Source organism: Pseudomonas sp. QTF5, from assembly GCF_000512695.2.
In the GTDB taxonomy this organism is placed as follows: Bacteria; Pseudomonadota; Gammaproteobacteria; order Pseudomonadales; family Pseudomonadaceae; genus Aquipseudomonas.
The window spans coordinates 1-25,219 of the sequence record NZ_AZRW02000054.1 but is presented as its reverse complement, the minus strand read 5'-3'; the positions used below and the strand labels follow the sequence as shown (position 1 = coordinate 25,219).

Below are 25,219 nucleotides of genomic sequence, written 5' to 3'. Positions count from 1 at the left end.
TTTCAAAAGTGCAACCGTGTGGAGATCTTGCGCATTTTTTTGAAGCGGCATAAATTGTGCGGGCATGTAGATGTACCTCAACGCCTCCGGATCGCTCCCGGGGGCGTTTTCGTTAATGCTGGGTCGTGACGGGGCGGGTGAGCATGAGCCATTGCATGTGGTTGCCTTGGCCGGCGCGTTGCCGCATCTGCTGCAGTGCTTCGGGATTGCGCAGCAGGTTAGGAACCAGCTCGCGAGCGTCGTCAATCACCTCGTCTGCGGGCGGCTGAATCGCTAGCAATGTCCACTCCAGGTCGTGCCACAACACAATCAGCACCTGAACGCCGGCCGAGATCGCCTGATCGCGTAGAAAGAGCAAACGCTGACGACCTTTGCTCGCTGCGGTAGAAGGCAGAGACGCTTCGATTGCACCGACGAGATCCAGTGCTTGGTGGGGGAGAAAGGTCGGTGTCATGCTGCCTCCTGCAGGTTGTTGAACAGCGGCGGCGCTGTTTCGCCCTTGAGCCAAGCCAGGATTTTGCTGTCCTCTTCGCACTGTCGACGGTGTTCTACCGCGAGCAATTCGCGCTGCTGTGCCAGGCACTCAGCCACGTAGTCGGTCAGATCGGAAGTCATGCGCAGTTCACGGTGAAGGCATTCGCTAGCGGTCTTCTCCGCTGCAAGATCCTGCTCAGTGATGTGTTGCCACACCGCTGGATCGTTCGCGTAACCAGTCGATTGATCGACCAGCCAGTACGTGACCCAGTCGGTCAAGCCCAGCGACTTCAGGGCAGTGCGGCGGCCCTCTTTCATGGCGAAATGACCTGTGCCGTGAATGCTGGAAAACTCCCTGTGCACCACCTTTTCGCGGATCAGTTCAGGCAATTTCCACGGATTGGGTTTCAGCGGAAGGACCAGGCCATCCGGGTTGAAAAAGTAGGCTTCTTGTTCCTCCCCGTTCCAGCTCACGCCCGCAATGGTGCGGTGACGCCAGTTGATGGCATCAGGTTGATAGAGACGGAATCCGATGCTGTAGGAATCAAGAAAAGCGCCCGCGATATTAGAAGGACGGTTATTCATGCCGCCACCTTTGTACGGGTCGCGATCCGCGCGCGGGTCCAGGCCTGCACTTCAGCCAAAACCCATGCGACGGGCGCCCCTCGGGCGTTACTGTTGCTCAGTTTCACGGGGAGCGGAAAGCCGCTGTCTTGCTGTTGCATCAGCTTGTAAATGGTGGGGCGAGCAAGGCCGACCATCGCCATAACTTCGCTGACACGAATGAGCGTGGTTGCCGGATCACGAACTGGGGATGTGGGGGTGATCGTTTGAATGGAGGAGGTCATAGCCGTGCCTATATGGTGAGAGACAGGCACAGACTAAAGAGGGGGAAAAAAGCAAACACGGTTTGCTTTCGTTTGAATTATCGAGGCAAGTATCCACCCATGATCAGGTATTTTTTGACGGTAGGCGCAGAGGCTATGCCCTCTTTTTCTACCAAAGCTTTTTTCAGTTCGCGCTCTGAAATAGTCGGATTTGCCAAAATATGACGGTCCGCTGCACTGCGAATGCGCTCGAAAAGATTCGCGGCATCCTGCTGCTTTACCGACTCCGGATTCTTGTTGGCTTTACCCGCAGCCGCGCCTTTTTGCGAGGCCTTGGCGGAAAACGCTTTACTCAACGCCTCGCTTAGAAAGTTGGCCACATTGAAATTACCCTTTGATACGTCGATGTCCTCAACTTGTCTGTAGAGGCTCGCCAGCATGATCGCCTTGTCGGCGTCGCCCATGAATGCGCGGAAGGACTCGCGAGCGTTAATTTCGCCGCCTGGATCCTTTAGTCGCTCCTTTTCGGCCAATGCGCAATATTTCTTGGGATCTGTTGCTTGCATTTGGGCTATCAGGTCTGCATCCAAGTCGAAGACGTAGAGTTCCGTTTCAAAGAGCCAGTTGGCGAGAACTTGAACAGCTTGAATGCTCTGCACCAGCGCATAAGTCGCCACGAGTTGCGAGTCCGCAATGTCGCGATAAATGCTAAGGAGGCGTCGTATGACACTCGGCAATGAGGCTGCATCGGCGTAGCTGGCATGTTCGTCTATCTCGTCGCGAAGTCGAAACATCGTAGCTACCACCGATCCTGCTCGATCAGGATAACGGCCATCCTCAAGCCAGAATGAGGTGGCGTAATTGGCCAGCTCCAGCGCCTCTTTGAAATGCTCACGAAACGGCGAATGCAACGCTAACTCGCGCACAGCCAGTTCGATGTCGTCTTGTTCCCACAGCAAATTGCTGACATCGAAGCCGGCAATCTCCAAGCGGCCAATTGGCATATTTTCATCGTCCATACAGCGCCCCCTGGCCCCGCTTGGCGTCATGGATGCAGCGTTTCACGACACGGGCCTCTTCGACCAACAGTGAGGTGGCTGGGTAAATGCTGTTACACGACTGGACGACGTAACACGTCGTGTAGCGTTGAGTATTTTCTCGTGTAACTTGAGATAAACCCTTTGTATTCAACAAGTTACAGGCATGCGTTACACCTGTAACACGCGTAACACCGTTTTTTAAGAGGGGGTGGGAAAGCAATCTCATACTACCTTTCCAAATTGGCCCTGTACGACATTGCCAGTTGCGAGCTCATCAAGATGATCTGCATACCATTGCATCATGACTTTGCGCTGGGGCAGGTATACCGCCTTGTTGTACACCCCTGCAATTCCCTCTTTTACATGAGAAAGCTGGGCCTCAATGTGGTTCTCATCAAAGCCTTGTTCATTAAGGATTGTGCTCGCGATATGGCGGAAACCATGACCAGTTTGCCGGCCCGCGTATCCCAGCCTGCGCAGCGCCATCAGAAAGACGGTATTGCTACGGGGGATGGTTCGATTTTTTCTGCCAGGGAAGAGAAGCGGATATGCCCCTGTCAGCATGCCAAGCTCCTTTATTGCTTCAATGGCCTGCCGAGATAGAGGCACTACATGCTCGCGCCGACGCTTCATTCTCTCGGCTGGAATCGTCCAGAGCTTTTTGTTGAGGTCGATTTCTGACCAACGTGCTTCTCGAATCTCGCTCGGGCGTGCCGCTAACAGAGCTAGCAAACGGAGCCCAAGTCGGACGTCCTTTGCGTGAGGGTAAGAGTTGATAGCCCGAAGTAATGCAGGCAGTTCTTCTATTGATACGTGCGCATAATTTTCAGCGCTGCGCGTCTGTAGGAATTTATTGAGGCCTTCAAGGGGGTTATGGATTGCTCGGCCTGTCACGCGTGCCAAGTCGTAGATCTCTTTGCAGAAGGCCCGAACTCTGCCCATTTGCTCAATGATCCCTTTCTGCTCCATGCCGCGCAGAAACTCCATCCATTCAAGGGGAAGTATTTCTGTGTAGATCCGCTTGCCGAAAACGGGGAACACGTGAAGCTCCAGGGCACCAAGGACTCGACGGGACGTGCCGGCTTCCCAGCTTAAGCGTCTAGCCTCAAACCATTCGCGCCCTAATGCTTCGAAGGTGTTGTTAGCAGCCACTCGGTCAGCAATCTTGCGTGCCTGCTTGCTGACTAAAGGATTTTTGCCAGTCGATGCGTCATCCCGCAGTTGTGCCGCCTTCTGCCTGGCTAGCGAGCCACTGATTTCGGGGTAACCCCCTAGGCCCAGCCAGGACCATTTGCCGTCTGGTTTCTTGTAGCGCAGTTCCCAGGACTTCTGCCCATTGGCTTTGACCCGAAAATACAAGCCATTGCCGTCTTGCTCCCGGTACGTCGCGCTCTCTGGCTCCAAGCCTGCAAGAGTAGTGTCAGCCAGTGGGCGGCGTTTGATTTCAGTACGCTTCACTGCGTGTATGCCTCCAGTTCAATGAATCTCAAAGCATACACGTGGGCATACACGGCGTGAAGTTATAGGGGTAGACAGGGATGGATAGCCAGAAACAAGAAAGCCCGCACGGGGCGGGCTTCTTGGGGTGTTTCGTAGACTGTCTGAGACAGGCCTAGACTGCTATATGGTGCACCAGGCGGGATTCGAACCCACGACCCCTGCCTTCGGAGGGCAGTACTCTATCCAGCTGAGCTACTGGTGCAATGCGGGTGCCATGATACTCATATGCGCTGCAGGCGTCCATGCTGCTGAATTGTCTGCGTTTTTCAAAAGCGTAACCTGCGTTTGCTACGCTGATCCGAAAAAATAGGCAAATGCGGCGTTTTCGTTCTTTTTTTCGAACAGCCTATTGTCCTTTACCCCCTTTGATCCTAGGATTCGTTTGAGATTTCAAACGCTCTTGTCTGGGTGCTGAACCGCACGAGTTCGATCAGTGCGCTATTTATGTGCTTCAGCCCGGTGAATGATTTCCCTGACGGCAGCCTATAAGGCGCCTTTCAACAATCATAATTCGCTCCGCGCGTGCCGCGGTGCTGTTAAGGAAAGCCGACATGCAGCTTAAAGACACCCAGTTGTTCCGCCAGCAAGCCTTTATCGATGGCGCTTGGGTCGATGCGGACAACGGTCAGACGATCAAGGTCAATAATCCGGCAACGGGTGAAATTCTGGGCACTGTGCCGAAAATGGGTGCTGCCGAAACCCGCCGCGCGATCGAAGCCGCGGACAAAGCGCTGCCAGCCTGGCGTGCACTGACCGCCAAGGATCGTGCGAACAAGCTGCGTCGCTGGTTCGAGCTGATCATCGAGAATCAGGACGACCTGGCTCGCTTGATGACTCTGGAGCAGGGCAAGCCATTGGCTGAAGCCAAGGGCGAAATCGTTTACGCCGCTTCCTTTATCGAATGGTTCGCCGAAGAAGCCAAGCGCGTCTACGGTGACGTGATTCCGGGCCACCAGCCAGACAAGCGCCTGATCGTGATCAAGCAGCCGATTGGCGTGACCGCTGCGATTACTCCGTGGAACTTCCCGGCCGCGATGATCACCCGTAAAGCCGGCCCGGCGCTGGCTGCCGGTTGCACCATGGTGCTCAAGCCTGCTTCGCAAACACCTTTCTCGGCTTTCGCTCTGGCTGAACTGGCCCAGCGTGCCGGTATTCCGAACGGTGTGTTCAGTGTGGTGACCGGCAGCGCCGGCGACATCGGCAGCGAGCTGACCGGCAACCCGATCGTGCGTAAATTGTCGTTCACCGGCTCGACCGAAATCGGTCGTCAGTTGATGACCGAGTGCGCCAAGGACATCAAGAAAGTCTCGCTGGAACTGGGCGGTAACGCGCCGTTCATCGTGTTCGACGACGCAGACCTGGATAAGGCCGTCGAAGGCGCGATCATTTCCAAGTATCGCAACAACGGCCAGACCTGCGTCTGCGCCAACCGTCTGTACATTCAGGATTCGGTGTACGACGCGTTCGCCGAGAAGCTGAAAGTGGCCGTGGCCAAACTCAAGATCGGTAACGGTCTGGAAGACGGCACCACCACTGGTCCGCTGATCGATGAAAAAGCCGTGGCCAAGGTTCAAGAGCATATTGCTGACGCCGTCGGCAAAGGCGCCACCGTGCTGGCGGGTGGCAAGAGCATGCAAGGCAACTTCTTCGAGCCGACCATCCTGACCAACGTGCCGAACAACGCTGCCGTGGCCAAGGAAGAAACCTTCGGTCCATTGGCGCCACTGTTCCGCTTCAAAGACGAAGCCGACGTGATCGCGATGTCCAACGACACCGAGTTCGGTCTGGCTTCGTACTTCTATGCTCGCGACCTGGGCCGTGTGTTCCGTGTGGCTGAAGCCCTGGAATACGGCATGGTCGGCGTAAACACCGGGTTGATCTCCAACGAAGTCGCGCCGTTCGGCGGCATCAAGGCATCGGGTCTGGGCCGTGAAGGCTCCAAGTACGGCATCGAAGACTACCTGGAAATCAAATACCTCTGCCTGGGCATCTGAGGCATTGCTTCAAGCGCAAAGGGCACGAGAGCGCTGTCCCTTTGCGCCGCTTCAAACGGAATTTTCTCTGTGGCCGGGAACGCTGTGGCAGTCGATCATCGCATGCTGCCGTAGTTGCCTCCCCGCCGCATTTTCCTTGAACCACGCCGCCCGATGAGCGGTGAATGAGGACACTATGAGCAAGACTAACGCATCCCTGATGAAACGCCGCGAAGCCGCTGTGCCGCGCGGTGTTGGCCAGATTCACCCGATCTTCGCCGAGTCCGCGAAGAACGCCACCGTGACCGACGTTGAAGGTCGCGAGTTCATCGATTTCGCCGGCGGCATCGCCGTGTTGAACACCGGTCACGTGCACCCGAAAATCATCGCCGCCGTGACCGAACAGCTGAACAAGCTGACCCACACCTGCTTCCAGGTCCTGGCTTACGAGCCGTACGTGGAAGTGTGCGAAAAAATCAACGCCAAGGTGCCAGGTGATTTCGCCAAGAAAACCCTGCTGGTGACCACCGGCTCCGAAGCCGTGGAAAACTCGATCAAGATCGCCCGCGCCGCCACTGGCCGTGCCGGCGTGATCGCGTTCACCGGCGCTTACCACGGTCGCACCATGATGACCCTGGGCCTGACCGGTAAAGTCGTGCCTTACTCGGCCGGCATGGGCCTGATGCCAGGCGGCATCTTCCGCGCGCTGTACCCGAACGAACTGCACGGAGTGAGCATCGACGATTCGATCGCCAGCATCGAGCGCATCTTCAAGAACGACGCCGAGCCGCGTGACATCGCCGCCATCATCATCGAGCCGGTTCAGGGCGAAGGTGGTTTCTACGTCGCGCCTAAAGAGTTCATGAAGCGTTTGCGCGCCCTGTGCGACCAGCACGGCATTCTGTTGATCGCTGACGAAGTGCAGACTGGCGCTGGCCGTACCGGCACTTTCTTCGCGATGGAACAGATGGGCGTTGCTGCCGACCTGACCACCTTCGCCAAATCCATCGCTGGCGGCTTCCCGTTGGCTGGTGTGTGCGGCAAGGCCGAATACATGGACGCCATCGCTCCGGGCGGCCTGGGCGGCACTTACGCCGGTAGCCCGATCGCTTGCGCCGCGGCCCTGGCCGTGATGGAAGTGTTCGAAGAAGAGCACCTGCTGGATCGCTGTAAAGCGGTCGGCGAGCGTCTGGTGACGGGCCTGAAAGCCATCCAGGCCAAGTACCCGGTCATCGGCGAAGTGCGTGCCCTGGGCGCGATGATTGCGGTCGAGCTGTTCGTCGACGGCGACAGCCACAAGCCGAACGCTGCTGCTGTGGCATCGGTTGTGGCCAAGGCGCGCGACAAGGGCCTGATCCTGCTGTCGTGCGGCACCTACGGCAACGTTCTGCGTGTGCTGGTACCGCTGACCTCGCCGGATGAGCAACTGGACAAAGGTCTGGCGATCATCGAAGAGTGCTTCGCCGAGCTCTGATCGATTTGTGAACTGATCCACAAAAAACCCGCTTCGGCGGGTTTTTTGATGCCGCTTGAAAACATCAGGGGCAATTGAACTGTATCGAATAGCCGTCATTGACTAAGGTGCAAGCATTGCCGATGGAGTGTGTGATGACTGCTGTGGTGTTACCCGCTGTACCGCGTGTGCTGATTGCCGAGGCCGACCCCTGGTCCCGCGATCTGCTCAAGCAAGTGTTGTTGAATGTGCGCTGCGATGCCGGCTGGACCTGTGTGCCGATGGCCAAGAGACACTGCACCTGTTGGCGGAAAACCCTTACGATCTGGTGATCGTCGACTGGGAGTTGCCTGGCGTCGATGGCCTGAACGTCTTGCGCAATGTCCGTCAGCGCAAACGTAATCCGCCGCTGCCCTTCATTCTGATGAGCAGCCGCAACGACAGCGCCAGCGTACGTGAAGCCTTACCCCTGGCGCCCACGGCGTACCTGACCAAACCCTTGAACATGGAAAGCCTGACCCAGCGCCTGCAGGATTTGTTGCTGAACGCCGGTGAAGAGGTGTCGTGCGAGGTGCCTTCACTGGCGCCGGGCATGACCTTGTCGGTGTACCTGGAGCGGCGGCGCGAACTGGCGGAAGGTGCGCCGTTGATGACCGACGTGCAGGTGGCGATCAAACGTAACCTCAATCCCGATGGCCTCGATCTGACGAGGCTGGAAGACGAGATCCGCACCGACCCGCAAATCACCGCTGTCCTGATCGCCGCCGCCAACAGCGCGGCCCAGCATCATGGCGTCGCTGTGCAAACCCTGACCCAGGCGCTGCATCGCTTGGGCACCGGGCAAAGCATGAACCTGATTCTGGGGCTCGCCCTCAAACGCAGTGCCCGGCTCAGCGATCCGCAACTGGCGGACTACGCCGGGCGTTATTGGGAGTTGTCCCTGCACACTGCCGAATATGCGCGGACGCTGGCGCGCTTGCTGGATCTGGATCAGGAGCGCTGTTATTGCGCAGGCATGTTGCATCGCCTCGGCGACCTGGCCTTGTTGCGCTGCTTGCAGGAGTGGAAGCAGGCCGGCGGTGAGCTGGATGAATGGGAGGAAGTCGGCGATGCCTTGGCCGAATTCGGTGCGGCTTACGGTTCGGCGCTACGGACCCGCTGGCGCTTGCCCCTGGAGTTGCGAGAGCTGATTGCGGCGGTTTACCAGCTCGGTGGCGGGGTTTACTCCCGCGAAGCGCTGGTGATGAACATGGCCGCGCAACTGGCGCGCCTGACCGAGCATGAGGGGATCGAAGCGTTGTCCAAGAGCCGCACAGCGCGATTGCTTAAGATCGGATTGCCGGAGCTGATGCGTTTGCGCAAGAAGTGAAGCTTCACACAATACCTGTGGGAGCGGGCTTGCTCGCGAAAGCGATGTGTCAGCCACATTTATGCTGACTGACACACCCTCTTCGCGAGCAAGCCCGCTCCCACATGTGGTCTGTGTTGGGCCGATCAGCCAGAGATAATCCGGTTCTTGCCCTGGCGCTTGGCCTGGTACATCGCTGCATCGGCACGGGCGAACAGGCTGTCGACGCTTTCATCCTCGGGAGTCAGGCTGCTCAGACCCTGGCTGACGGTGATGCCGAACGTCTGGTCGTCATGGCTGAAACTCAACCGCTGAATCTCCCGTTGCAGGCGCTCAGCCACTTGCATCGCCATGTCCGGTGCGCAGCCGGGGAGCACCGCAGCGAATTCCTCACCGCCGATCCGTCCGAACAGATCACCACGCCGCAGGGCCACGCGACCGCTCTCGGCGATGCATTGCAGCACCTTATCGCCTTCCGGATGGCCGTAGGTATCATTGACCACTTTGAAGTCATCGATGTCCAGCAGCAGGAACGCCATCGACGCACCGTTCAACCGCGCCTGCTCGAATTCACGATTAGCGCACTCGAAGAAGTGCCGGCGATTGCTGCTTTGGGTCAACACATCGGTGCTGGCCAGGCGTTGCAGCTCGGCTTCCATCAGCTTTTTTTCGGTGATGTCTTCGGCAATGCCGACGATGATCACCGGTTGGCCCGGTTCGGCCTGACGGTTGATGAAGCACTTGTCGCTGAGCCAGCGTACCTGGCCGTCGGCAGCGATGATGCGGTACTCGCGGTCTTCAACGGCGCCTTTGACCAGCACTTGGGCGAGGCTGCGCTCGGCGTGGTCCAGATCGTCGGGATAGACGCTGTCGCGCCAGTGATTGAAGTCGGACAGCAACAGGCCGGCGGGGCGGCCGAAAATCCGGTCATAGGCAGGGCTGACGTAGAGCACCTGACGGGTTTCCCAGTTGAATGCCCAAAGCACGGCGTTGACACTGACCAGCAGCGAGCTGAACAGCTGTTCGCGTTCGCTCAGGCGTGCCACTTCACCTTGGGCATGCATCAGCGCCATTAGCGTTTGCGCGGCTTCTGGCCATTGGGGAAGGGTTGTGTCTTGCAGGTTTTTATGGACCATCGGCACAAATCTCAAAGGGCGTGCCGCTATGTCGACAGCGGCCAAAAAAACAAGCCCGCCTGGATGGCGAAGTGTCTTTGAGATAGGGGATTTGGAGCGAAGTTCCCGCTTTTTGTGGTGAGGGGGCAGGGTCCCGCTGGGCGGTACTGACGACGCGTTTTTTTCAGTTAAAACGCGTCGTCAGGTTTTGCGTCTGCTGCGCAGCCGAGCGGGAGCAAGCTCCCTCGCCACAGGCCAGCCCTTACCCACAAGCCAGCCCTTATCACAGGCAAGCTCCTCATCACAGGCAGGGGCAAGCCCTCGCTAGAGGATCAGGCGTTGGCAGGGCGCAGGGAGTAGGTTTTCAACTGGTCGGCGAAATCACGCAGGGATTGAATCCCGCTGGCCTCGGCCTCGTGTACCCAATCCTTGATGGCAGCCAGCATGTCGTGACCATTTGAGCTGGTCTTGACCCAGATCTGTTGCAAGGCCAGGCGTTTTTCGTAAATCACCTTCAGCGCCTGGCTGTGCTCGAGCATGGACTGAATGCGCATTTGGTGTTTTTCGTCCAGCAGGCTGGTTTCCCGCGACAGCAAACGCTTGGCCCGGTGGAACTGGTGGCGGACCGAGTGATCGACCTTTTCCAGCTCTTGCTTGACCAGCGGCGCGATCACCAGCTTGCGGTACTGGGCCATGATCTGGAAGCGGTTGTTGAGGATCGCCATGGCGGTGTCCATGTCCAGGCTGCCTTTGCCTTCGACACGGTGGGCAATCGGTGCGACCCGCTGGACCTTGGCCAGACGCAGGAAGCTGAAGACCTGGATCCAGGCCCAGCCGAGGTCGAACTCCCACTTTTTCACCGACAGTTTGGCCGAGTTAGGGTAAGTGTGATGGTTGTTATGCAGCTCTTCGCCGCCGATCAGGATGCCCCAAGGCACCAGATTGGTCGCCGCATCGCGGCATTCGAAGTTGCGGTAGCCGATGGCATGGCCCAGGCCATTGACCACTCCGGCGGCCCACACCGGGATCCACATCATCTGGATGGCCCAGATGGTGATGCCGATGGTGCCGAACAGCAGCAGGTCGATGACGCCCATGATTGCCACGCCCAGCAGCGGGAAGCGGCTGTAGAGGTTGCGTTCGATCCAGTCTTCCGGGCAGTTTTTGCCGTAGATGCGCAGGGTCTCGGGGTTTTCCGCTTCGGCGCGGTACAGCTCGGCGCCTTTGCGCAGAACGGTGGACAGGCCCTTGATGACCGGGCTGTGCGGGTCATCAACGGTTTCGCATTTGGCGTGATGCTTGCGGTGGATAGCCGTCCACTCTCGGGTGTTCTGCGCGGTGGTCAACCACAGCCAGAAGCGGAAGAAATGTTTCAGGCCGGCATTGAGCTCGAGCGAGCGATGCGCTGAATAACGATGCAGATAGACCGTGACGCCGATGATCGTCACGTGGGTCATCACTAGGGTGACTGCCACCAGTGACCAGGGCGATAAGCCAAGAAAACCTTCGTACCACATAGCCTATAGGACCCTCGATAAAGAAAAAAACAGCGATCGCATTATCACTTAGCCCACAGATAAAACCAGTCGCTCTTTCAGATAAGAGTGGCCGGATGTTTCTTTAATTCCAGTCTTTTTGTAGGGACATAGACGCTCGAATGTCAGCCACCTATCGCGATGCTTTGCGTGCAGCGCTGCTCTATCTGGTGCTTTGCGTAGCCTGGCTCCAGTTTAGCGGATCTTTATTGAACAGGCTCTTCGATAGTTCCGCCGACCTGCTGCGCTGGCAACTGATCAACGGTTATGCCTGGGTGGCGTTCAGTGCGGGGCTGATCTTCATTTCACGGGCACGATTGTTTCGCTTCTGTGCGGCTGGCCATCGATGATTTCGGCACGGGCTATTCATCGTTGCTGCGGCTCAAGCGTTTGCCGGTGCAAAAACTCCAGATCGATCAGGGATTTGTCGCAGGCTTGCCGTGTGACGGCTGCGATTTGGGGCAGGGGTACTGGTTCGGGCGGCCGGTGCCGGCGGCAGTGTTGGATTGGGCCCGGGCGCCAGTGATTTCCTGAAAGCGAAAAGATCGCAGCCTTCGGCAGCTCCTACAAGGGATCGGTGAGCCCCTGTAGGAGCTGCCGAAGGCTGCGATCTTTTGATCTTCAAGCCAATAACGTTCCGCAATCCCTTACGCCATCAAATAATGCCTTTTGGTTATATAAACATTCTTAAATAGTCTTTTTAAGAATATCTGCGCCTATCTACTATTGCTCTCACGCCGCAAGCAGTGCCGCCGCTGCCAGGCAATCTCTCAGTTGAAGGAGCAGCACCATGAGCGCATCCCTACGTAGTGTTGACGGGCAGGACGAAGCCACCATTTTGCGTGAGATCCAGAGCGCCTTGCGCGATCTGCGCTTTGGCGCGGTGGAAATCACCGTGCATAACGCCCAGGTGGTTCAGATCGAACGCAAAGAGAAATTCCGTTTGCAGCAGTCGGGCAACAAATCGGGCTGAAGCAAAGATAAAAAGATCGTCCGAACGCGGCCCGAGCCTTCGCAGGCAATCCGATTCCAGACCATAAGAAAAAAGCCAACACACCAAGAATTCCAGGAGCTTTCACATGTCGTCGATTCGTCATTTTGCTTTGGCCGCCCTGGCCAGTGCCCTTTTTGCTGGTTCCGCGGTTGCCAAGGATTACGAATTGCTCAACGTGTCGTATGACCCGACCCGTGAGCTGTATCAGGAGTACAACGCCGAGTTCATCAACTTCTGGAAAAAGGACCACGCTGGCGACAACGTGAAAATCCAACAGTCCCACGGTGGTTCGGGCAAGCAGGGCCGGGCAGTGATCGACGGTCTGCGGGCCGACGTGGTGACACTGGCCCTGGCCGGTGACATCGATGAAGTCGCCAAGCTCGGCAAGAGCCTCCCGGTCGACTGGCAGAAGCGTCTGCCGGAAGCGAGCACGCCTTACACCTCGACCATCGTGTTCCTGGTGCGCAAGGGCAACCCGAAAGGCATCAAGGATTGGGGCGACCTGACCAAAAATGGCGTGGAAGTCATCACCCCGAATCCGAAAACCTCCGGAGGCGCGCGCTGGAACTTCCTCGCGGCCTGGGCCTATGGCCTGAAAGCCAACGGCGGTAATGAAGCCAAGGCTAAAGAGTACGTGCAGACCCTGTTCAAACATATGCCTGTGCTGGACACCGGTGCTCGCGGCTCGACCATCACCTTCGTGAACAACGGTCAGGGCGACGTGTTGCTGGCTTGGGAAAACGAAGCCTTCCTGGCGTTGAAAGAAGACGGCGGTGCCGACAAGTTCGACATCGTTGTGCCTTCGCTGTCGATCCTCGCCGAACCTCCGGTGGCCGTGGTCGACAAAAACGCCGAGAAAAAGGGCAACACCGAAATCGCCGAAGCCTACCTCAAGCACTTGTACAGCCCGGCCGGCCAGGAAATCGCGGCGAAAAACTTCTATCGTCCACGGGACAAGGATGTAGCCGCCAAGTACGCCAAGCAGTTCCCGACCCTGGAACTGGTGACCATCGACAAGGATTTCGGCGGCTGGAAAACCGCGCAACCGAAATTCTTCAATGACGGTGGCGTGTTCGACCAGATTTATCAGGCGCAGTAATCTGAAAACGATCAGTTAAACGCAATTCATGTGGGAGCGGGCTTGCTCGCGAAGACGGCGGCACAGTCAATATCGATGTTGTCTGACACACCGCTTTCGCGAGCAAGCCCGCTCCCACAGGTTTACGCACCAACAGGCCCCGATTTCACCGTCGGGGCTTAGCGCATTTCAACCAAGGACTTTTATGTCGCGTCGTATCTCCCCCGTCATACCCGGCTTCGGGCTGACGCTGGGCTACACCTTGGTGTACCTCAGCCTGATTGTGCTCATTCCACTGGCGGCGATGTTCGTGCATGCCGCCCAACTTACCTGGGATCAGTTCTGGGCCATCATCTCGGCGCCACGGGTGCTGGCAGCGTTGAAGCTGAGCTTCGGCACCGCGCTCTATGCCGCGATCATCAACGGCATCATTGGCACGCTGCTGGCCTGGGTGCTGGTGCGCTACACCTTCCCGGGACGCAAGATCATCGACGCGATGATCGACCTGCCCTTTGCTTTGCCCACTGCGGTGGCCGGTATCGCGCTGACTGCTCTGTACACCCCCACTGGCCTGGTGGGTCAGTTCGCGGCGGACCTGGGTTTCAAGATCGCGTATACCCCCCTGGGCATCACGCTGGCGCTGACTTTTGTAACACTTCCATTCGTAGTACGTACGGTACAGCCTGTATTGGCCGATATTCCCCGTGAAGTGGAAGAGGCAGCGGCTTGCCTGGGGGCGAAACCGTTGCAGGTTTTCCGTCATATCCTGGTGCCGGCGCTGCTGCCAGCCTGGCTCACCGGTTTCGCGTTGGCCTTTGCCCGTGGGGTCGGCGAGTACGGTTCGGTGATTTTCATCGCTGGCAACATGCCGATGAAAACCGAGATCCTGCCGCTGCTGATCATGGTCAAACTCGACCAGTACGATTACACCGGCGCCACCTCCATTGGTGTACTGATGCTGGTGGTTTCCTTTGTCCTGTTGCTGCTGATCAACTTGCTGCAGCGGCGCATCGAAACCCCATAAGGAGGCGCAGAAATGTCCCAATCGTCTATTGCAGCTGCCTCCTCGAACGCCGCCCGCCGTGGCAGTGCCACGTCACGGCGAGTCTTGATCGGCCTCGGCTGGCTGATCTTCGCGCTGTTTTTGTTATTGCCGTTGTTCATCGTGGTGTCCCAGGGCCTGAAGCTGGGCTTGGGTGCGTTCTTCACGGCGATCTTCGAGCCGGACGCCTTGTCGGCGTTGAAGCTCACCGTGATTGCTGTGTTGATTTCGGTGCCGTTGAACCTGGTGTTTGGTGTCAGCGCGGCATGGTGCGTGAGCAAATACTCATTTCGTGGCAAGAGCATGCTGGTGACCCTGATCGACCTGCCGTTCTCGGTGTCGCCGGTGATTGCAGGTCTGGTCTACGTGCTGATGTTCGGCGCCCAAGGGCTGTTCGGCCCGTGGTTGCAGGATCACGACATCCAAATCGTGTTCGCCTTGCCGGGCATCGTGCTGGCGACGATTTTCGTCACCGTGCCGTTCGTGGCCCGTGAACTGATCCCGCTGATGCAGGAGCAAGGCACCCAGGAAGAAGAGGCCGCGCGCCTGCTCGGCGCCAATGGCTGGCAGATGTTCTGGCACGTCACCGTGCCCAATATCAAATGGGGCCTGATCTATGGCGTGGTGCTGTGTACGGCCCGGGCCATGGGTGAGTTCGGTGCGGTGTCGGTGGTGTCCGGGCACATTCGCGGGGTGACCAACACCCTGCCGCTGCACGTCGAGATCCTCTACAACGAATACAACCACGTGGCCGCGTTCGCCGTGGCGAGCCTGTTGCTGATCCTAGCGCTCTTCATCCTGCTGCTCAAGCAGTGGAGCGAAAACCGTATTAACCGCCTGCGCGCCAGCGCCGCGGAGGAATAAGTCATGTCGATTGAAGTGCGTAACGTCAGCAAGAACTTCCACGCGTTCAAGGCGCTGGACAACATCAGCCTGGACATTCAAAGCGGCGAGCTGGTGGCGCTGCTGGGGCCGTCCGGCTGCGGCAAGACCACGTTGCTGCGAATCATCGCCGGCCTGGAAACTCCGGATCAGGGCAACATCGTATTCCACGGCGAAGACGTCTCCGGCCACGACGTGCGGGATCGCAACGTCGGTTTCGTGTTCCAGCACTATGCTCTGTTCCGGCACATGACGGTGTTCGACAACGTTGCTTTCGGCCTGCGCATGAAGCCGAAAAACCAGCGTCCGAATGAAAGCCAGATCGCGGTGAAAGTCCACGAACTGCTGAACATGGTGCAGCTGGATTGGTTGGCGGATCGCTACCCGGAACAACTCTCCGGTGGCCAGCGTCAGCGCATCGCATTGGCCCGTGCCTTGGCGGTGGAGCCGAAAGTTTTGCTGCTCGACGAACCCTTCGGTGCGCTCGACGCCAAGGTCCGTAAAGAGCTGCGTCGCTGGCTCGCACGGCTGCACGAAGACATCAACCTGACCTCGGTATTCGTGACCCACGACCAGGAAGAGGCGATGGAAGTCGCCGACCGTATCGTGGTGATGAACAAGGGTGTGATCGAGCAGATCGGCTCACCGGGCGATGTCTACGAAAACCCGGCCAGCGATTTCGTCTATCACTTCCTCGGCGATTCGAACCGTCTGCATTTGGGCGAAGACCGGCACGTGCTGTTCCGTCCACACGAAGTGTCGCTGTCGCGCCATGAACTGGAAGACCACCACGCGGCGCAAGTGCGGGATATTCGTCCGCTGGGCGCCACCACGCGGGTGACGCTGAAGGTCGAAGGGCAGAGCGAGCTGATCGAGGCTGAAGTGGTGAAGGATCACGACAGCCTGGTTGGCTTGGCGAAGGGTGAGACGTTGTTCTTCAAACCGAAGGTCTGGCAGAAAGTCGCCAACCTTTAAAAGCAAAAGCTTCGCGAGCAAGCCCGCTCCCACAGTGGATCTGCGTTGAACACTCATCTGTGGCCAACCCAAAACCCTGTGGGAGCGGGCTTGCTCGCGAAAGCGATCTACGCCGCTGCGTTTTTCTGGCGCAAACGCACACCACCCACCCGCGCCTCGATCTGCTCTTTCAGCTCATGCCGCATCCCGAGCAAAAACGCCAACTCAACCACTACGAACAACGGCCCGACAATCAACCCCGTCACGTCATCGACAAACGCCGGTTTGCGTCCCTCGTAATGATGACCGACAAACTGAATCGCCCATCCCACCACAAACATCCCGATACCGCTGGCCAGCCAGACCAGCGTACTTTGCTGCGCGAGAACCTTACCCGCCCAAATGCACAGACCGAGCAACACGGTCATCAACACCCCAAGACGCACCTCCAGGCGCAGGTAAAACAACGCCGATGCCATCGCGACCAGCACCGCCGGCGAAACCCAGCCTCCGCCCCATTGCGGCCGCGACAGCAACACCGCGACCGCCACCACAATCAGCGGAATACCGATAAAGTGGCTGGCAATATTGCGCGGGTCACGGTGGTAGGCGGCGTATTGACTGAGATGGTCAACGAGGCTTTTCATTGTTATTCCTCCTGTAGGGTGATGGATGATGCGCCGGGTTACATCTCTCGCTCTGTCAGGCAGGCGACAATCTCCAGGAGTTTTCATGGACATGCAGGTTTGGCGTTCGCGCCTGGATACGGGGCAGTGGTTCAGTCATTTACCTGTTCCCTTACAGGATAGTCTGCTGGCTGCGGCCCGAGTGCGGCGCCTGCCGTCGGGGCAACTGCTATTCAAACGCGGGGATCCACCGTGCGGGCTATACGCTGTGCTCGAAGGTTCGGTGCGCATTGGCGCGGTGAGCGAGCAGGGCAAGGAAGCGCTGCTGAGCCTGGTGGAAGCGCCGCACTGGTTCGGTGAAATCTGCCTGTTCGATGGCCAGCCGCGAACCCACGATGCCTACGCCGTTGGCCAGTGCATCCTGTTGCACATCCCGCAGGCGACGCTGCTGAAGTTGCTCGACCAACAACCGGTTTACTGGCGGCAACTGGCGTTGCTGATGAGCCACAAACTGCGCCTGACCTTCATCAACCTCGAACAGCTGAGCCTGATGCCAGCCCCGGCGCGCCTGGCCCATCGCTTGCTGATGATCGCCGAGGGCTATGGCGAAATCGATCCGCCGCGCCGTGTTCTGCAATTGCCTCAGGAGCAGCTCGCGTCGATGTTGTCGCTGTCGCGTCAGACCACCAATCAGCTCCTCAAGGATTTGCAGGGGCAAGGGATTCTGAATCTCAAGTATGGCGAGATCGAGATTCTGGATGCCGAGCGGTTACGGGCGTTGGCGGTGATTTAAAAAATGATCGCCACGGTATTGGTGGGCTTTATCCGCGAACGCGCCTAGCCTGTGACGACGACAATCGAGGTGTGCCATGCGTGTGTTGCTAGTGGAAGACGAACCCGAGACCGCCAGCCTCCTGGCCAAAGGCCTGAGCGAAGCGAGTTACGCGGTGGATGTGGCGCTCAATGGCATGGACGGCCGGCGCTTTATCGAATCCGGCGAATACGAACTGATCATCCTCGACGTGATGCTGCCGGGGCTCAACGGCTGGCAGTTGCTGCAGCAGATCCGCAAACTCGGCGACACGCCGGTACTGCTCCTCACCACCAAGGACGGTATCGAAGATCGTCTGCGCGGGCTGGAATTGCATGAGGATGATTACCTGCTCAAGCCGTTTGCCGTCAGTGAGCTGGTGAAGCGGGTGCGCAAGCTGTTAAGGCGGGATCGCGGTCGCTGAAAGCGAGTTTTGCCAAGAAAATTAGCTGGACTTTGACTTAGTCGTGCATTAAATACGATGCATATACGTTCATTTATGCAAATTTGCACTGTATATGATGCGAGTGTCTCGAATGGAAACCCTTGGCGAACTGATCAGGTTACTGCGCAAAGAGCGAAAGATGTCTCAACAGGATCTGGCAAAGCAGTACGGAATGAGCCGTGCCACGATTTCTGGCATCGAGAACAATACTGTTTCCGAAATCGGTATCCGCAAGGTTGAAGCGATCCTGAACGGTTTTGGATACGAACTTACAGCCGTGCCTCGGCAGTCAAAGCGCCCGACGCTGGACACCCTGAAAAAGGCCAACTTCCATGGCTGAAAAGAGCGATGTGGACAGGCTGGATATCAGTGTTTCCGGCACCACAGTGGGCGCCTTGGGCCGCGGACAATCTCGTATCGATTCAGTGTTTACCTATGCGCAAAATGCACTGGAAGAAAACGCCGTCTCGCTGACCATGCCCGCTCGCCTCGAGAGCTACACGTGGGAGCGAGGGGTACCGCCGGTTTTTGAAATGAATCTGCCAGAAGGTTCGCTGCGCGATGAATTGGTTCGTCGCTTCAGCAAAGCGGTGCGAGGATTCGACGAATTCGCAATGCTGGCGATCGTCGGCCCGCATCAACTTGGACGTGTGGGAATCGTCAATGCTCTGAGTGCAAACGAGCGGCCCCCTGAAACCAGCCTTGCGGACATTCTGGTTCATGACGGTGCTCAGGGTCTGTTCGATGACCTGTTGCACATTTATGGTCAATACTCAGGCGTTTCGGGGGTACAGCCTAAGGTGCTTGTGCGCGACAGTGCGACAACCATTGACCGCCTGACCCATCGAGGGGCAACGCACCTGGTCAAGTCCTTTCGTGCAGAGGAGTACCCGGAGCTGGCCGCCAACGAGTACTTCTGCATGCGAGCCGCACTGCATTCGGGGCTTGAGGTGCCGAAGTTCGAACTCAGCGAACGGGGTAAATTTCTGGTCGTCGAGCGTTTCGATCTGAATGACAAAGGCTATCTGGGTTTTGAGGATTTTTGCGTGCTCAATGCCTGGCCTTCGAGGGCCAAATACGATGGTTCATACGAAGGTGCTGCCAGACAGATCAAGGAGTTTGTCTCCCCGCCATTGCTCCACCAGGCCCTTGAGTCTTTTTTCAAGATCGTTGCGCTGTCGTCCGGTTTGAAGAATGGCGATGCTCATCTGAAGAATTTCGGCGTGCTGTACGAACATTGCGGTGCTGATGCGTCAATCAGTCTGGCTCCGGCCTATGACATCGTCACGACTTCGGTCTACATCAAGGCCGACAGCATGGCGTTGCTGTTGGGCGGATCGAAGGCATGGCCCAAGTACAAGATGCTGATGCGCTTTGGTCGGTCGGCTTGCAACCTGACTGAAGGACGCTGCAATGAGTTGTTGCAGCAAGTCGCCCACGGCATGGATGTCGCGATGACCGAAATGGCTGAATACATCAAGGCAAACCACGCTTTTACCGAGGTTGGTGAAGCCATGATGGAACAGTGGAAAACCGGTGTAGCGCGTAGTCTGGTTAAAGGTTGAAAGATCTGCGGCGCTGCGACGGACGCCTTCGCGGGCAAGCCTCGCTCCTACAGGAATACGCGGTCATCTGTGGGAGCGAGGCTTGCCCGCGAAGAGGCCGGAAACTCAACACACCCCTCGGATCTATCACCGCAACCCATCCCGAAACTGCCCCGGCGTCATTCCGGTCCAGCGCTTGAACGCACGGCTGAAGCTGCTGGTGTCGGCGAACCCCAATAGGTAACTGACCTCGCTCAACGAACATTGCGGGTCGCGCAGATGCAGCAGCGCCAGGTTTTCCCGGCTTTCATTGAGCAGCGTATCGAACCGACAACCCTCGTCCGCCAAGTGCCGTTGCAGGCTGCGTAAACTCAAGTGCAGCGCATGGGCGATGCATTCGGCCGACGGTTCGCCTTCCGGCAATTGCTCTTCAATGGCGTCGCGAACCTTGCGCTCCCAGGTCAGGGGTTTGAGTTGCGCCAGGGTGCCCTTGAGCACGGTTTCGTTGTGTTCGGCCAATTCCGGGTTGGCGTCGTCCAGGTGGCTATCGAAATCCACCAGGGCGAATTCCAGTCGATCTTCGTCGGCGGCGAAATACACCGGCGAGCGGAACACTTTGTGCCATTGATGCGGGTCGGCCGGCTCCGGACGGCGCAGGTACACCGCCAGCGGGGCATAGTCTCGACCCAGTCGATTGCGGCAGGTGCGCACGTAAATCGCCGCGAAGGCGTCGATGGCTTCGAAGGCGGGCGCGGGGTTGCCTTGGGGGATTTTCAGGCGGAAGCGGTAGCGATCCTCGGCGCGGGTCAGCTCCAGGTCTAGCGCATCGCTGACCACCTGGTGATAACGCACGATACGCTCGAACACTTCTCGCAGGCTTTCGCTGGCCACCAACGCATAACCCAGTGCATGAAACGTGGTGGGGCTGACGAAACGCGACACCCGCAAACCAATCGCCGGATCGCCGCTGACCTGCACGGCGATTTGCCACAGGCGCGTGGTGCCGGACAGCGGGTAACGGGCGTTCGGGTCGTCCATCAACCGCGGGTCGAGCCCCGCCTGTTGGCACAGGGCGGTGCTGTCCAGGCCCAGCGCATCGAGCTGCTTGCGCAGGGCGCGGGTCCAGCTGGCGAGGGAGGTCGGTTCAGTCATGTTGATTGGCGCGTCCGGTCAACAGGTTGGCGTTCACGGCTACCGCTGTGCACAGCATCACAGGGCAGGATGCGAACATCAATAACCAGAGGATGGAAGCATGGACGGTACTTCTGCAAGCCCCCAGCGACTGAATGCAGCACAGCGATCAGCGCATATTCGCCAGGTGGTATTGGCCAAGGGCGTCGAATTGCGTCAGCGCTACCCGATTCTCAAGCATCAGGACGCCTTGGGCGCCGGTATTCTGGCCTTCGCGTTGGCCGGGATGATCGGTTCGGCGGCGCTGTACATCACCGGGTACATGGCTTGGTGGGCGTGTCTGTTGTTCAACGCGTTCTTCGCCTCGCTGACCCATGAACTGGAGCATGACCTGATTCATAGCATGTATTTCCGCAAAAAGCGGGTGCCGCACAACCTGATGATGGGCCTGGTTTGGTTGGCGCGGCCGAGTACCATCAATCCCTGGATCCGCCGCCAATTACACCTCAACCACCACAAGGTGTCCGGCACCGAAGCCGACATGGAAGAGCGGGCGATCACCAACGGTGAGCCTTGGGGAATCGCGCGGTTGCTGATGGTCGGCGACAACGTGATGTCGGCGTTGATCCGCATGCTGCGGGCCAAGACCCGGGCGCACAAGTTCAGCATCATCAAGCGTCTTCTGAAGGTTTACGCACCGCTGGCGCTGGTGCATTGGGGGGCGTGGTACGTGTTCCTCGGTTTCCACGCGGCCAACGGCATTGCGTATCTGTCGGGTGCGCCTATCGAATGGTCGTCGACTACATTGGCGGTGATGCAAGCGATCGACATCGCTGCGGTGGTGATCATCGGTCCGAACGTGTTGCGCACGTTCTGCCTGCATTTTGTCAGCTCGAACATGCACTACTACGGTGACGTGGAGCCGGGCAATGTGATCCAGCAAACCCAGGTGTTGAACCCTTGGTGGATGTGGCCGTTGCAGGCGTTCTGCTTCAACTTTGGCAGCAGTCACGGGATCCATCATTTTGTGGTGAAAGAGCCGTTTTACATCCGGCAGATGACCGTCCCGGTGGCGCATAAGGTGATGCGCGAGATGGGGGTGCGGTTCAATGATTTCGGGACGTTCGGGCGGGCGAACCGGTTTGTGCGTGAGGACACCCTGGCGACGCAGGAGGTACCTGCCGCTCAGGTTTGATAGATGTGCCCGGAAACTCAAACGGTGGTCATCAATTTGACCCAAAGGAACGTTACGTTGTGACGCAAGCAGCGGTGGCTTGAGTGCATCGCAATGATTGGTATATGCGATTTTGACCTAATAAAGTAATTAAATATTCCTTTATAGGATAACCGTTTCAGCCAATCATCACATCCCAGCGATGTGGTTCGCGCTAACAGATTTTGAGTTTCCGGGGCCGTCTCCTTGGCAGGGTGCGGCCCCTTTTTTATTCCAGACAAACACAAATACTTTGTGGGAGCGGGCTTGCTCGCGAAAGAGGTCTGTCAGTAGACATTGATATTGACTGACACGACGCTTTCGCGAGCAAGCCCGCTCCCACATTGATCGTGTTGCATATTCGATATAGGTCTTAATAAATAGCTTCTTATTCCTTAGCGAATATAACTCTCCTCCCTATACTCGATCAGGAACAGACACGCAGCAGGAGAGCTCCCCCATGCGCAACGAATCAATTCGCTACCTGATTGTGCCGGGCTGGCAAGGATCGCCAGAAGATCATTGGCAAACCCATTGGCAGAACAGCCTGCCAAACAGTGCGCGGGTGGAGCAGGCCGACTGGCTGACGCCTCGTCGTGAGGACTGGGTCGCGGCACTGGCCGAGGCGATTGCCGCCGACAGCACGCCCGTGATTCTGATCGCCCACAGCCTGGGCTGCATCACCGTCGCCCATTGGGCGGCCACGGCACCGCTGCCATTTTTGCGTCAGGTGCGCGGCGCCTTGCTGGTCGCGCCAGCGGACGTCGAGCGCCCGGCTTGCGCGCCGGCTCTGCGCAACTTCGCGCCGATCCCGACTCATTTGCTGCCGTTCCCGAGCCAGGTTGTCAGCTCCGACAACGACAGCGCGGTGAGCGCGCCACGAGCGCTTGAACTGGCGCGCCAGTGGGGTGCCGAGGCGGGGATTTTATCGGGTGCCGGGCACATCAACGTGAAGTCCGGTCACCAGCGCTGGGAGCAGGGTTTTGCGTACCTCTATCGTCTGCAAAACCGCATGGAACAGCACGCCCTGCGTCGAGCTTGAACCTTCTATTTTTTCTTTTTTTTAGAATCGGCCCCCGCCTCCCGGCGGTTTTGGGCGGGAGTCTGCCATGAGTTTGCATGAAACATTCGGTCAGCCGCTGCTGACCTTTCCCGATGCGGAAAAAAGCCCGCTGAGCATTCGCGCCAAGGCGTTGGTGTTCGTCGATCCGCGTTCCCGGCAGTTGCGCCAGGAGCTGGAACAACTGGCGCCACGTTCCATCTCGGTGTTGATTCGCGGTGAAACCGGCAGCGGTAAAGAACTGCTGGCGCGACACATTCATCGTGCCAGTGACCGCGGGGGGTTGTTCGTGTCAGTCAATTGCGGCGCGATCAGCCCGACTTACGCCGACGCTGAACTGTTCGGCTATGCCGCTGGCAGCTACAGCGGTTCGGCCAGCAGTCGCGCTGGCTGGTTTGGTTCGGCCAATGGCGGCACCTTGTATCTGGATGAGATCGGCGACTTGCCGTTGCCGATCCAGATCAAGCTGCTCGCGGCCCTGGAAAACCACGAAGTCACCCGCGTCGGCGCTCAGCAGCCAAGCCCGGTGGACGTGCGCCTGGTGGCCGCCACCAGCATCGATCTAACTCAGGCCGTGGCTGCCGGAAAATTCCATGAACGGCTTTATCACTACCTCAGCGAAGGCCAGCTCGAACTGCCGGCCTTGCGCGAGCGGGTGGGCGATATTCTGTCACTGGCTGAATACTTCCTTGGCATCTACAGCCAACGCCTCGACCTGCCGGTGCCATTGATCAGCGAAGCCGCGCAGCAACTGCTGGAGCAACACAGTTGGCCGGGCAATACCCGGGAGCTGGAGAACGTCATTCACTTTGCGCTGTTGGTGAGTACCGGCGACGAGATTTTGCCGGAGCATTTGAATCTGCCCGAGGCGGCTGTGTCGCTGGTGACGATCGAGCAGCAACTCAAACAGATTCTCGGCAACGGTTCCGCCGCCGAGAAAGAAGCCTTGAAAAAACTGCTCAAAGACGCCGGGCTTCTTTAGGAGCGAAGCTTGCTCGCGAAGCAGGCGACTCGGTCTGCCCGAGAGGACGCCTTCGCGGGCAAGTCGGATCGCCGCACCGCTCGCTCCTACAGGGTTTTGCGCGAGCTGGATCTGTATGAACAAAATGGAATATGAAAGTGAATAAAAGATATTGTTCGGGAATAAAAAATCCCGGTATTGTCCGCGTCACGCCAGCAATAGCACTTCGCTGGCACATAAACATTTAGTCGTCGTCGATGATGGCCGCGAATTTCGATAAGGACACTGCATGAAAAAGGTTCTGTTGTTCACCGCATTGGCGGCTGCCCTGACTGCGGGCCTGGCCCAGGCTGGCGAGAAACTGGTGGTTGCGGCGACGCCGGTTCCACACGCCGAGATTCTTGAACTGATCAAACCAACCCTCGCCAAAGAAGGCGTGGACCTGGAGATCAAAGTCTTCACCGACTACGTTCAGCCGAACGTGCAGGTCGACCAGAAGCGTCTGGACGCCAACTACTTCCAGACCCTGCCATACCTGAAAAATTTCAACGAAGGCAAAGGCACTAATCTGGTGACCGTGATCGGTGTACACGTCGAACCATTTGGCGGCTACTCGAAGAAAGTCAAAAGCCTGGCTGAGCTGAAAGACGGCGCAACCATCGCCATCCCGAACGAAGGCAGCAACAGCGGCCGTGCCCTGATCCTGCTGCAGAAGGCTGGCCTGATCGAGTTGAAAGACCCGAAAAACGCCGTGGCCACCCCGAAAGACATTGCCAAGAACCCGCACAACTTCAAGTTCAAGGAACTGGAATCGGCCATGCTGCCGCGTGTTCTGGACCAGGTCGACCTGGACATGATCAACACCAACTACGCGCTGGATGCGGGTCTGAACCCGGCTAAAGACGCGCTGGTGATCGAAGGTGCCGATTCGCCTTACGTGAACTTCCTGGTGGCGCGTCCGGACAACAAGGACAGCGTTGCCATCCAGAAACTGGCCAAGGCTCTGACCAGCCCGGAAGTGAAGGCGTTCATCGACAAGAAATACAGCGGCGCGGTACTGCCGGCGTTCTGATTGATCGCAGTCTCGAACCCCTTCAAGGTTTCAACGCCGACGGCTAATACAGCGTCGGCGTGATCGTTCCCACGCTCTGCGTCACTAGTGTCCGGTAAAAACCGAAGGGGGAGCTTGCTCCCCCTTACTGTTGGCGGCCGT

Annotated in this window: 24 protein-coding genes, 1 tRNA gene and 3 pseudogenes; 18 read left to right on the top strand and 10 right to left on the bottom strand. The window is 58.0% G+C overall.

Annotation, left to right across the window (positions count from 1 at the left end):
* Positions 1 to 112: 112 nt before the first annotated feature.
* The 6 genes from IC37_RS27000 to IC37_RS26975 form a co-directional block, all read right to left on the bottom strand.
* Positions 113 to 454, bottom strand: coding sequence for a hypothetical protein (locus IC37_RS27000; protein ID WP_030131609.1), 342 nt, complete (start codon positions 452 to 454; stop codon positions 113 to 115).
* Positions 451 to 1,059, bottom strand: a complete 609-nt coding sequence (locus tag IC37_RS26995) for a hypothetical protein (protein WP_030131608.1) — start codon at positions 1,057 to 1,059, stop codon at positions 451 to 453. The genes IC37_RS27000 and IC37_RS26995 overlap by 4 nt, the downstream gene beginning before the upstream one ends.
* On the bottom strand, positions 1,056 to 1,322 hold the full coding sequence (locus IC37_RS26990; protein WP_030131607.1) for an AlpA family transcriptional regulator: 267 nt from the start codon (positions 1,320 to 1,322) through the stop codon (positions 1,056 to 1,058). The genes IC37_RS26995 and IC37_RS26990 overlap by 4 nt, the downstream gene beginning before the upstream one ends.
* A gap of 77 nt (positions 1,323 to 1,399) precedes the next feature.
* A complete protein-coding gene (locus tag IC37_RS26985) occupies positions 1,400 to 2,320 on the bottom strand; it encodes a hypothetical protein (protein WP_030131606.1) in 921 nt (306 codons plus the stop codon).
* Positions 2,321 to 2,563: 243 nt separating this feature from the next.
* Positions 2,564 to 3,799, bottom strand: coding sequence for a tyrosine-type recombinase/integrase (locus IC37_RS26980; protein ID WP_030131605.1), 1,236 nt, complete (start codon positions 3,797 to 3,799; stop codon positions 2,564 to 2,566).
* A gap of 167 nt (positions 3,800 to 3,966) precedes the next feature.
* Positions 3,967 to 4,043: transfer RNA gene (locus IC37_RS26975), tRNA-Arg, on the bottom strand.
* Between the two features lie 349 nt (positions 4,044 to 4,392).
* Here IC37_RS26975 and gabD point away from each other — a divergent pair.
* From gabD to IC37_RS26960, 3 genes and pseudogenes are all read left to right on the top strand, one after another.
* Entirely contained in the window at positions 4,393 to 5,835 is a 1,443-nt protein-coding gene (gene gabD, locus IC37_RS26970; protein ID WP_030131604.1) for an NADP-dependent succinate-semialdehyde dehydrogenase, read from the top strand.
* Between the two features lie 175 nt (positions 5,836 to 6,010).
* The gene (gabT, locus tag IC37_RS26965; protein ID WP_008068635.1) at positions 6,011 to 7,288 is read left to right on the top strand and encodes a 4-aminobutyrate--2-oxoglutarate transaminase; all 1,278 of its coding nucleotides are present in this window, start codon (positions 6,011 to 6,013) and stop codon (positions 7,286 to 7,288) included.
* Between the two features lie 134 nt (positions 7,289 to 7,422).
* Positions 7,423 to 8,636: pseudogene (locus tag IC37_RS26960) on the top strand (HDOD domain-containing protein).
* A 125-nt stretch (positions 8,637 to 8,761) separates the two neighbouring features.
* On the opposite strand, the gene IC37_RS26955 reads toward IC37_RS26960, so the two are convergent.
* The gene (locus IC37_RS26955; RefSeq protein WP_030131603.1) at positions 8,762 to 9,751 is read right to left on the bottom strand and encodes a sensor domain-containing diguanylate cyclase; all 990 of its coding nucleotides are present in this window, start codon (positions 9,749 to 9,751) and stop codon (positions 8,762 to 8,764) included.
* Positions 9,752 to 10,062: 311 nt separating this feature from the next.
* On the bottom strand, positions 10,063 to 11,247 hold the full coding sequence (desA, locus tag IC37_RS26950) for a delta-9 fatty acid desaturase DesA (RefSeq protein WP_030131602.1): 1,185 nt from the start codon (positions 11,245 to 11,247) through the stop codon (positions 10,063 to 10,065).
* A gap of 140 nt (positions 11,248 to 11,387) precedes the next feature.
* Here desA and IC37_RS26945 point away from each other — a divergent pair.
* The 7 genes and pseudogenes from IC37_RS26945 to IC37_RS26915 all read left to right on the top strand — a co-directional run.
* Positions 11,388 to 11,606, top strand: a pseudogene (locus IC37_RS26945) (GGDEF domain-containing protein); the annotation flags it as partial.
* Positions 11,596 to 11,799 (top strand): annotated as a pseudogene (locus IC37_RS26940) (EAL domain-containing protein); the annotation flags it as partial. The pseudogenes IC37_RS26945 and IC37_RS26940, both read left to right, overlap by 11 nt.
* A 256-nt stretch (positions 11,800 to 12,055) precedes the next feature.
* Positions 12,056 to 12,238 (top strand): sulfur starvation response protein OscA, encoded by a 183-nt coding sequence (gene oscA / locus IC37_RS26935; RefSeq protein WP_030131599.1) that lies wholly within the window; start codon positions 12,056 to 12,058, stop codon positions 12,236 to 12,238.
* A gap of 106 nt (positions 12,239 to 12,344) precedes the next feature.
* On the top strand, positions 12,345 to 13,358 hold the full coding sequence (locus IC37_RS26930) for a sulfate ABC transporter substrate-binding protein (RefSeq protein ID WP_030131598.1): 1,014 nt from the start codon (positions 12,345 to 12,347) through the stop codon (positions 13,356 to 13,358).
* A gap of 184 nt (positions 13,359 to 13,542) precedes the next feature.
* Positions 13,543 to 14,361, top strand: coding sequence for a sulfate ABC transporter permease subunit CysT (gene cysT / locus IC37_RS26925; RefSeq protein WP_030131597.1), 819 nt, complete (start codon positions 13,543 to 13,545; stop codon positions 14,359 to 14,361).
* 12 nt (positions 14,362 to 14,373) lie between these two features.
* Positions 14,374 to 15,243 carry a sulfate ABC transporter permease subunit CysW gene (gene cysW / locus IC37_RS26920; RefSeq protein ID WP_008068643.1) on the top strand — a complete coding sequence of 290 codons (870 nt, stop codon included), beginning with the start codon at positions 14,374 to 14,376 and terminating at the stop codon, positions 15,241 to 15,243.
* A gap of 3 nt (positions 15,244 to 15,246) precedes the next feature.
* Positions 15,247 to 16,236 (top strand): sulfate/molybdate ABC transporter ATP-binding protein, encoded by a 990-nt coding sequence (locus tag IC37_RS26915; RefSeq protein WP_030131596.1) that lies wholly within the window; start codon positions 15,247 to 15,249, stop codon positions 16,234 to 16,236.
* A 107-nt stretch (positions 16,237 to 16,343) separates the two neighbouring features.
* On the opposite strand, the gene IC37_RS26910 is transcribed toward IC37_RS26915, so the two are convergent.
* The gene (locus IC37_RS26910; RefSeq protein ID WP_030131595.1) at positions 16,344 to 16,862 is read right to left on the bottom strand and encodes a DUF962 domain-containing protein; all 519 of its coding nucleotides are present in this window, start codon (positions 16,860 to 16,862) and stop codon (positions 16,344 to 16,346) included.
* 85 nt (positions 16,863 to 16,947) lie between these two features.
* Between IC37_RS26910 and IC37_RS26905 the strand changes: the two genes are divergently transcribed.
* The 4 genes from IC37_RS26905 (at position 16,948) to IC37_RS26890 (ending at position 19,662) form a co-directional block, all read left to right on the top strand.
* A complete protein-coding gene (locus IC37_RS26905) occupies positions 16,948 to 17,634 on the top strand; it encodes a Crp/Fnr family transcriptional regulator (protein WP_030131594.1) in 687 nt (228 codons plus the stop codon).
* Between the two features lie 76 nt (positions 17,635 to 17,710).
* Positions 17,711 to 18,076 carry a response regulator gene (locus IC37_RS26900; RefSeq protein WP_030131593.1) on the top strand — a complete coding sequence of 122 codons (366 nt, stop codon included), beginning with the start codon at positions 17,711 to 17,713 and terminating at the stop codon, positions 18,074 to 18,076.
* A 112-nt stretch (positions 18,077 to 18,188) separates the two neighbouring features.
* Positions 18,189 to 18,437, top strand: coding sequence for a helix-turn-helix domain-containing protein (locus tag IC37_RS26895; protein ID WP_030131592.1), 249 nt, complete (start codon positions 18,189 to 18,191; stop codon positions 18,435 to 18,437).
* Positions 18,430 to 19,662, top strand: a complete 1,233-nt coding sequence (locus IC37_RS26890; RefSeq protein ID WP_030131591.1) for a type II toxin-antitoxin system HipA family toxin — start codon at positions 18,430 to 18,432, stop codon at positions 19,660 to 19,662. The genes IC37_RS26895 and IC37_RS26890 overlap by 8 nt, the downstream gene beginning before the upstream one ends.
* Before the next feature lie 126 nt (positions 19,663 to 19,788).
* Here IC37_RS26890 and IC37_RS26885 read toward each other — a convergent pair whose 3' ends face one another.
* A complete protein-coding gene (locus IC37_RS26885) occupies positions 19,789 to 20,793 on the bottom strand; it encodes an AraC family transcriptional regulator (protein ID WP_030131590.1) in 1,005 nt (334 codons plus the stop codon).
* Positions 20,794 to 20,893: 100 nt separating this feature from the next.
* On the opposite strand from IC37_RS26885, the gene IC37_RS26880 reads away from it, so the two are divergent.
* From IC37_RS26880 to IC37_RS26865, 4 genes are all read left to right on the top strand, one after another.
* On the top strand, positions 20,894 to 21,967 hold the full coding sequence (locus tag IC37_RS26880) for a fatty acid desaturase (RefSeq protein ID WP_030131589.1): 1,074 nt from the start codon (positions 20,894 to 20,896) through the stop codon (positions 21,965 to 21,967).
* Positions 21,968 to 22,445: 478 nt separating this feature from the next.
* Entirely contained in the window at positions 22,446 to 23,027 is a 582-nt protein-coding gene (locus IC37_RS26875) for an alpha/beta hydrolase (protein WP_030131588.1), read from the top strand.
* A 67-nt stretch (positions 23,028 to 23,094) separates the two neighbouring features.
* Positions 23,095 to 24,027 (top strand): sigma 54-interacting transcriptional regulator, encoded by a 933-nt coding sequence (locus tag IC37_RS26870; RefSeq protein ID WP_030131587.1) that lies wholly within the window; start codon positions 23,095 to 23,097, stop codon positions 24,025 to 24,027.
* Positions 24,028 to 24,295: 268 nt separating this feature from the next.
* Positions 24,296 to 25,078: a MetQ/NlpA family ABC transporter substrate-binding protein gene (locus IC37_RS26865; protein ID WP_030131586.1), complete on the top strand. Its 783-nt coding sequence runs from the start codon at positions 24,296 to 24,298 to the stop codon at positions 25,076 to 25,078.
* Positions 25,079 to 25,219: the final 141 nt, after the last annotated feature.

What these genes read in the sequence shown, in the direction of transcription:
- IC37_RS27000 (WP_030131609.1), bottom strand. Translation starts at nt 454, where the DNA reads ATGACACCGACCTTTCTCCCCCACCAAGCACTGGATCTCGTCGGTGCA.
- IC37_RS26995 (WP_030131608.1), bottom strand. Translation starts at nt 1,059, where the DNA reads ATGAATAACCGTCCTTCTAATATCGCGGGCGCTTTTCTTGATTCCTAC.
- IC37_RS26990 (WP_030131607.1), bottom strand. Translation starts at nt 1,322, where the DNA reads ATGACCTCCTCCATTCAAACGATCACCCCCACATCCCCAGTTCGTGAT.
- IC37_RS26985 (WP_030131606.1), bottom strand. Translation starts at nt 2,320, where the DNA reads ATGGACGATGAAAATATGCCAATTGGCCGCTTGGAGATTGCCGGCTTC.
- gabD (WP_030131604.1), top strand. Translation starts at nt 4,393, where the DNA reads ATGCAGCTTAAAGACACCCAGTTGTTCCGCCAGCAAGCCTTTATCGAT.
- gabT (WP_008068635.1), top strand. Translation starts at nt 6,011, where the DNA reads ATGAGCAAGACTAACGCATCCCTGATGAAACGCCGCGAAGCCGCTGTG.
- IC37_RS26955 (WP_030131603.1), bottom strand. Translation starts at nt 9,751, where the DNA reads ATGGTCCATAAAAACCTGCAAGACACAACCCTTCCCCAATGGCCAGAA.
- desA (WP_030131602.1), bottom strand. Translation starts at nt 11,247, where the DNA reads ATGTGGTACGAAGGTTTTCTTGGCTTATCGCCCTGGTCACTGGTGGCA.
- oscA (WP_030131599.1), top strand. Translation starts at nt 12,056, where the DNA reads ATGAGCGCATCCCTACGTAGTGTTGACGGGCAGGACGAAGCCACCATT.
- IC37_RS26930 (WP_030131598.1), top strand. Translation starts at nt 12,345, where the DNA reads ATGTCGTCGATTCGTCATTTTGCTTTGGCCGCCCTGGCCAGTGCCCTT.
- cysT (WP_030131597.1), top strand. Translation starts at nt 13,543, where the DNA reads ATGTCGCGTCGTATCTCCCCCGTCATACCCGGCTTCGGGCTGACGCTG.
- cysW (WP_008068643.1), top strand. Translation starts at nt 14,374, where the DNA reads ATGTCCCAATCGTCTATTGCAGCTGCCTCCTCGAACGCCGCCCGCCGT.
- IC37_RS26915 (WP_030131596.1), top strand. Translation starts at nt 15,247, where the DNA reads ATGTCGATTGAAGTGCGTAACGTCAGCAAGAACTTCCACGCGTTCAAG.
- IC37_RS26910 (WP_030131595.1), bottom strand. Translation starts at nt 16,862, where the DNA reads ATGAAAAGCCTCGTTGACCATCTCAGTCAATACGCCGCCTACCACCGT.
- IC37_RS26905 (WP_030131594.1), top strand. Translation starts at nt 16,948, where the DNA reads ATGGACATGCAGGTTTGGCGTTCGCGCCTGGATACGGGGCAGTGGTTC.
- IC37_RS26900 (WP_030131593.1), top strand. Translation starts at nt 17,711, where the DNA reads ATGCGTGTGTTGCTAGTGGAAGACGAACCCGAGACCGCCAGCCTCCTG.
- IC37_RS26895 (WP_030131592.1), top strand. Translation starts at nt 18,189, where the DNA reads ATGGAAACCCTTGGCGAACTGATCAGGTTACTGCGCAAAGAGCGAAAG.
- IC37_RS26890 (WP_030131591.1), top strand. Translation starts at nt 18,430, where the DNA reads ATGGCTGAAAAGAGCGATGTGGACAGGCTGGATATCAGTGTTTCCGGC.
- IC37_RS26885 (WP_030131590.1), bottom strand. Translation starts at nt 20,793, where the DNA reads ATGACTGAACCGACCTCCCTCGCCAGCTGGACCCGCGCCCTGCGCAAG.
- IC37_RS26880 (WP_030131589.1), top strand. Translation starts at nt 20,894, where the DNA reads ATGGACGGTACTTCTGCAAGCCCCCAGCGACTGAATGCAGCACAGCGA.
- IC37_RS26875 (WP_030131588.1), top strand. Translation starts at nt 22,446, where the DNA reads ATGCGCAACGAATCAATTCGCTACCTGATTGTGCCGGGCTGGCAAGGA.
- IC37_RS26870 (WP_030131587.1), top strand. Translation starts at nt 23,095, where the DNA reads ATGAGTTTGCATGAAACATTCGGTCAGCCGCTGCTGACCTTTCCCGAT.
- IC37_RS26865 (WP_030131586.1), top strand. Translation starts at nt 24,296, where the DNA reads ATGAAAAAGGTTCTGTTGTTCACCGCATTGGCGGCTGCCCTGACTGCG.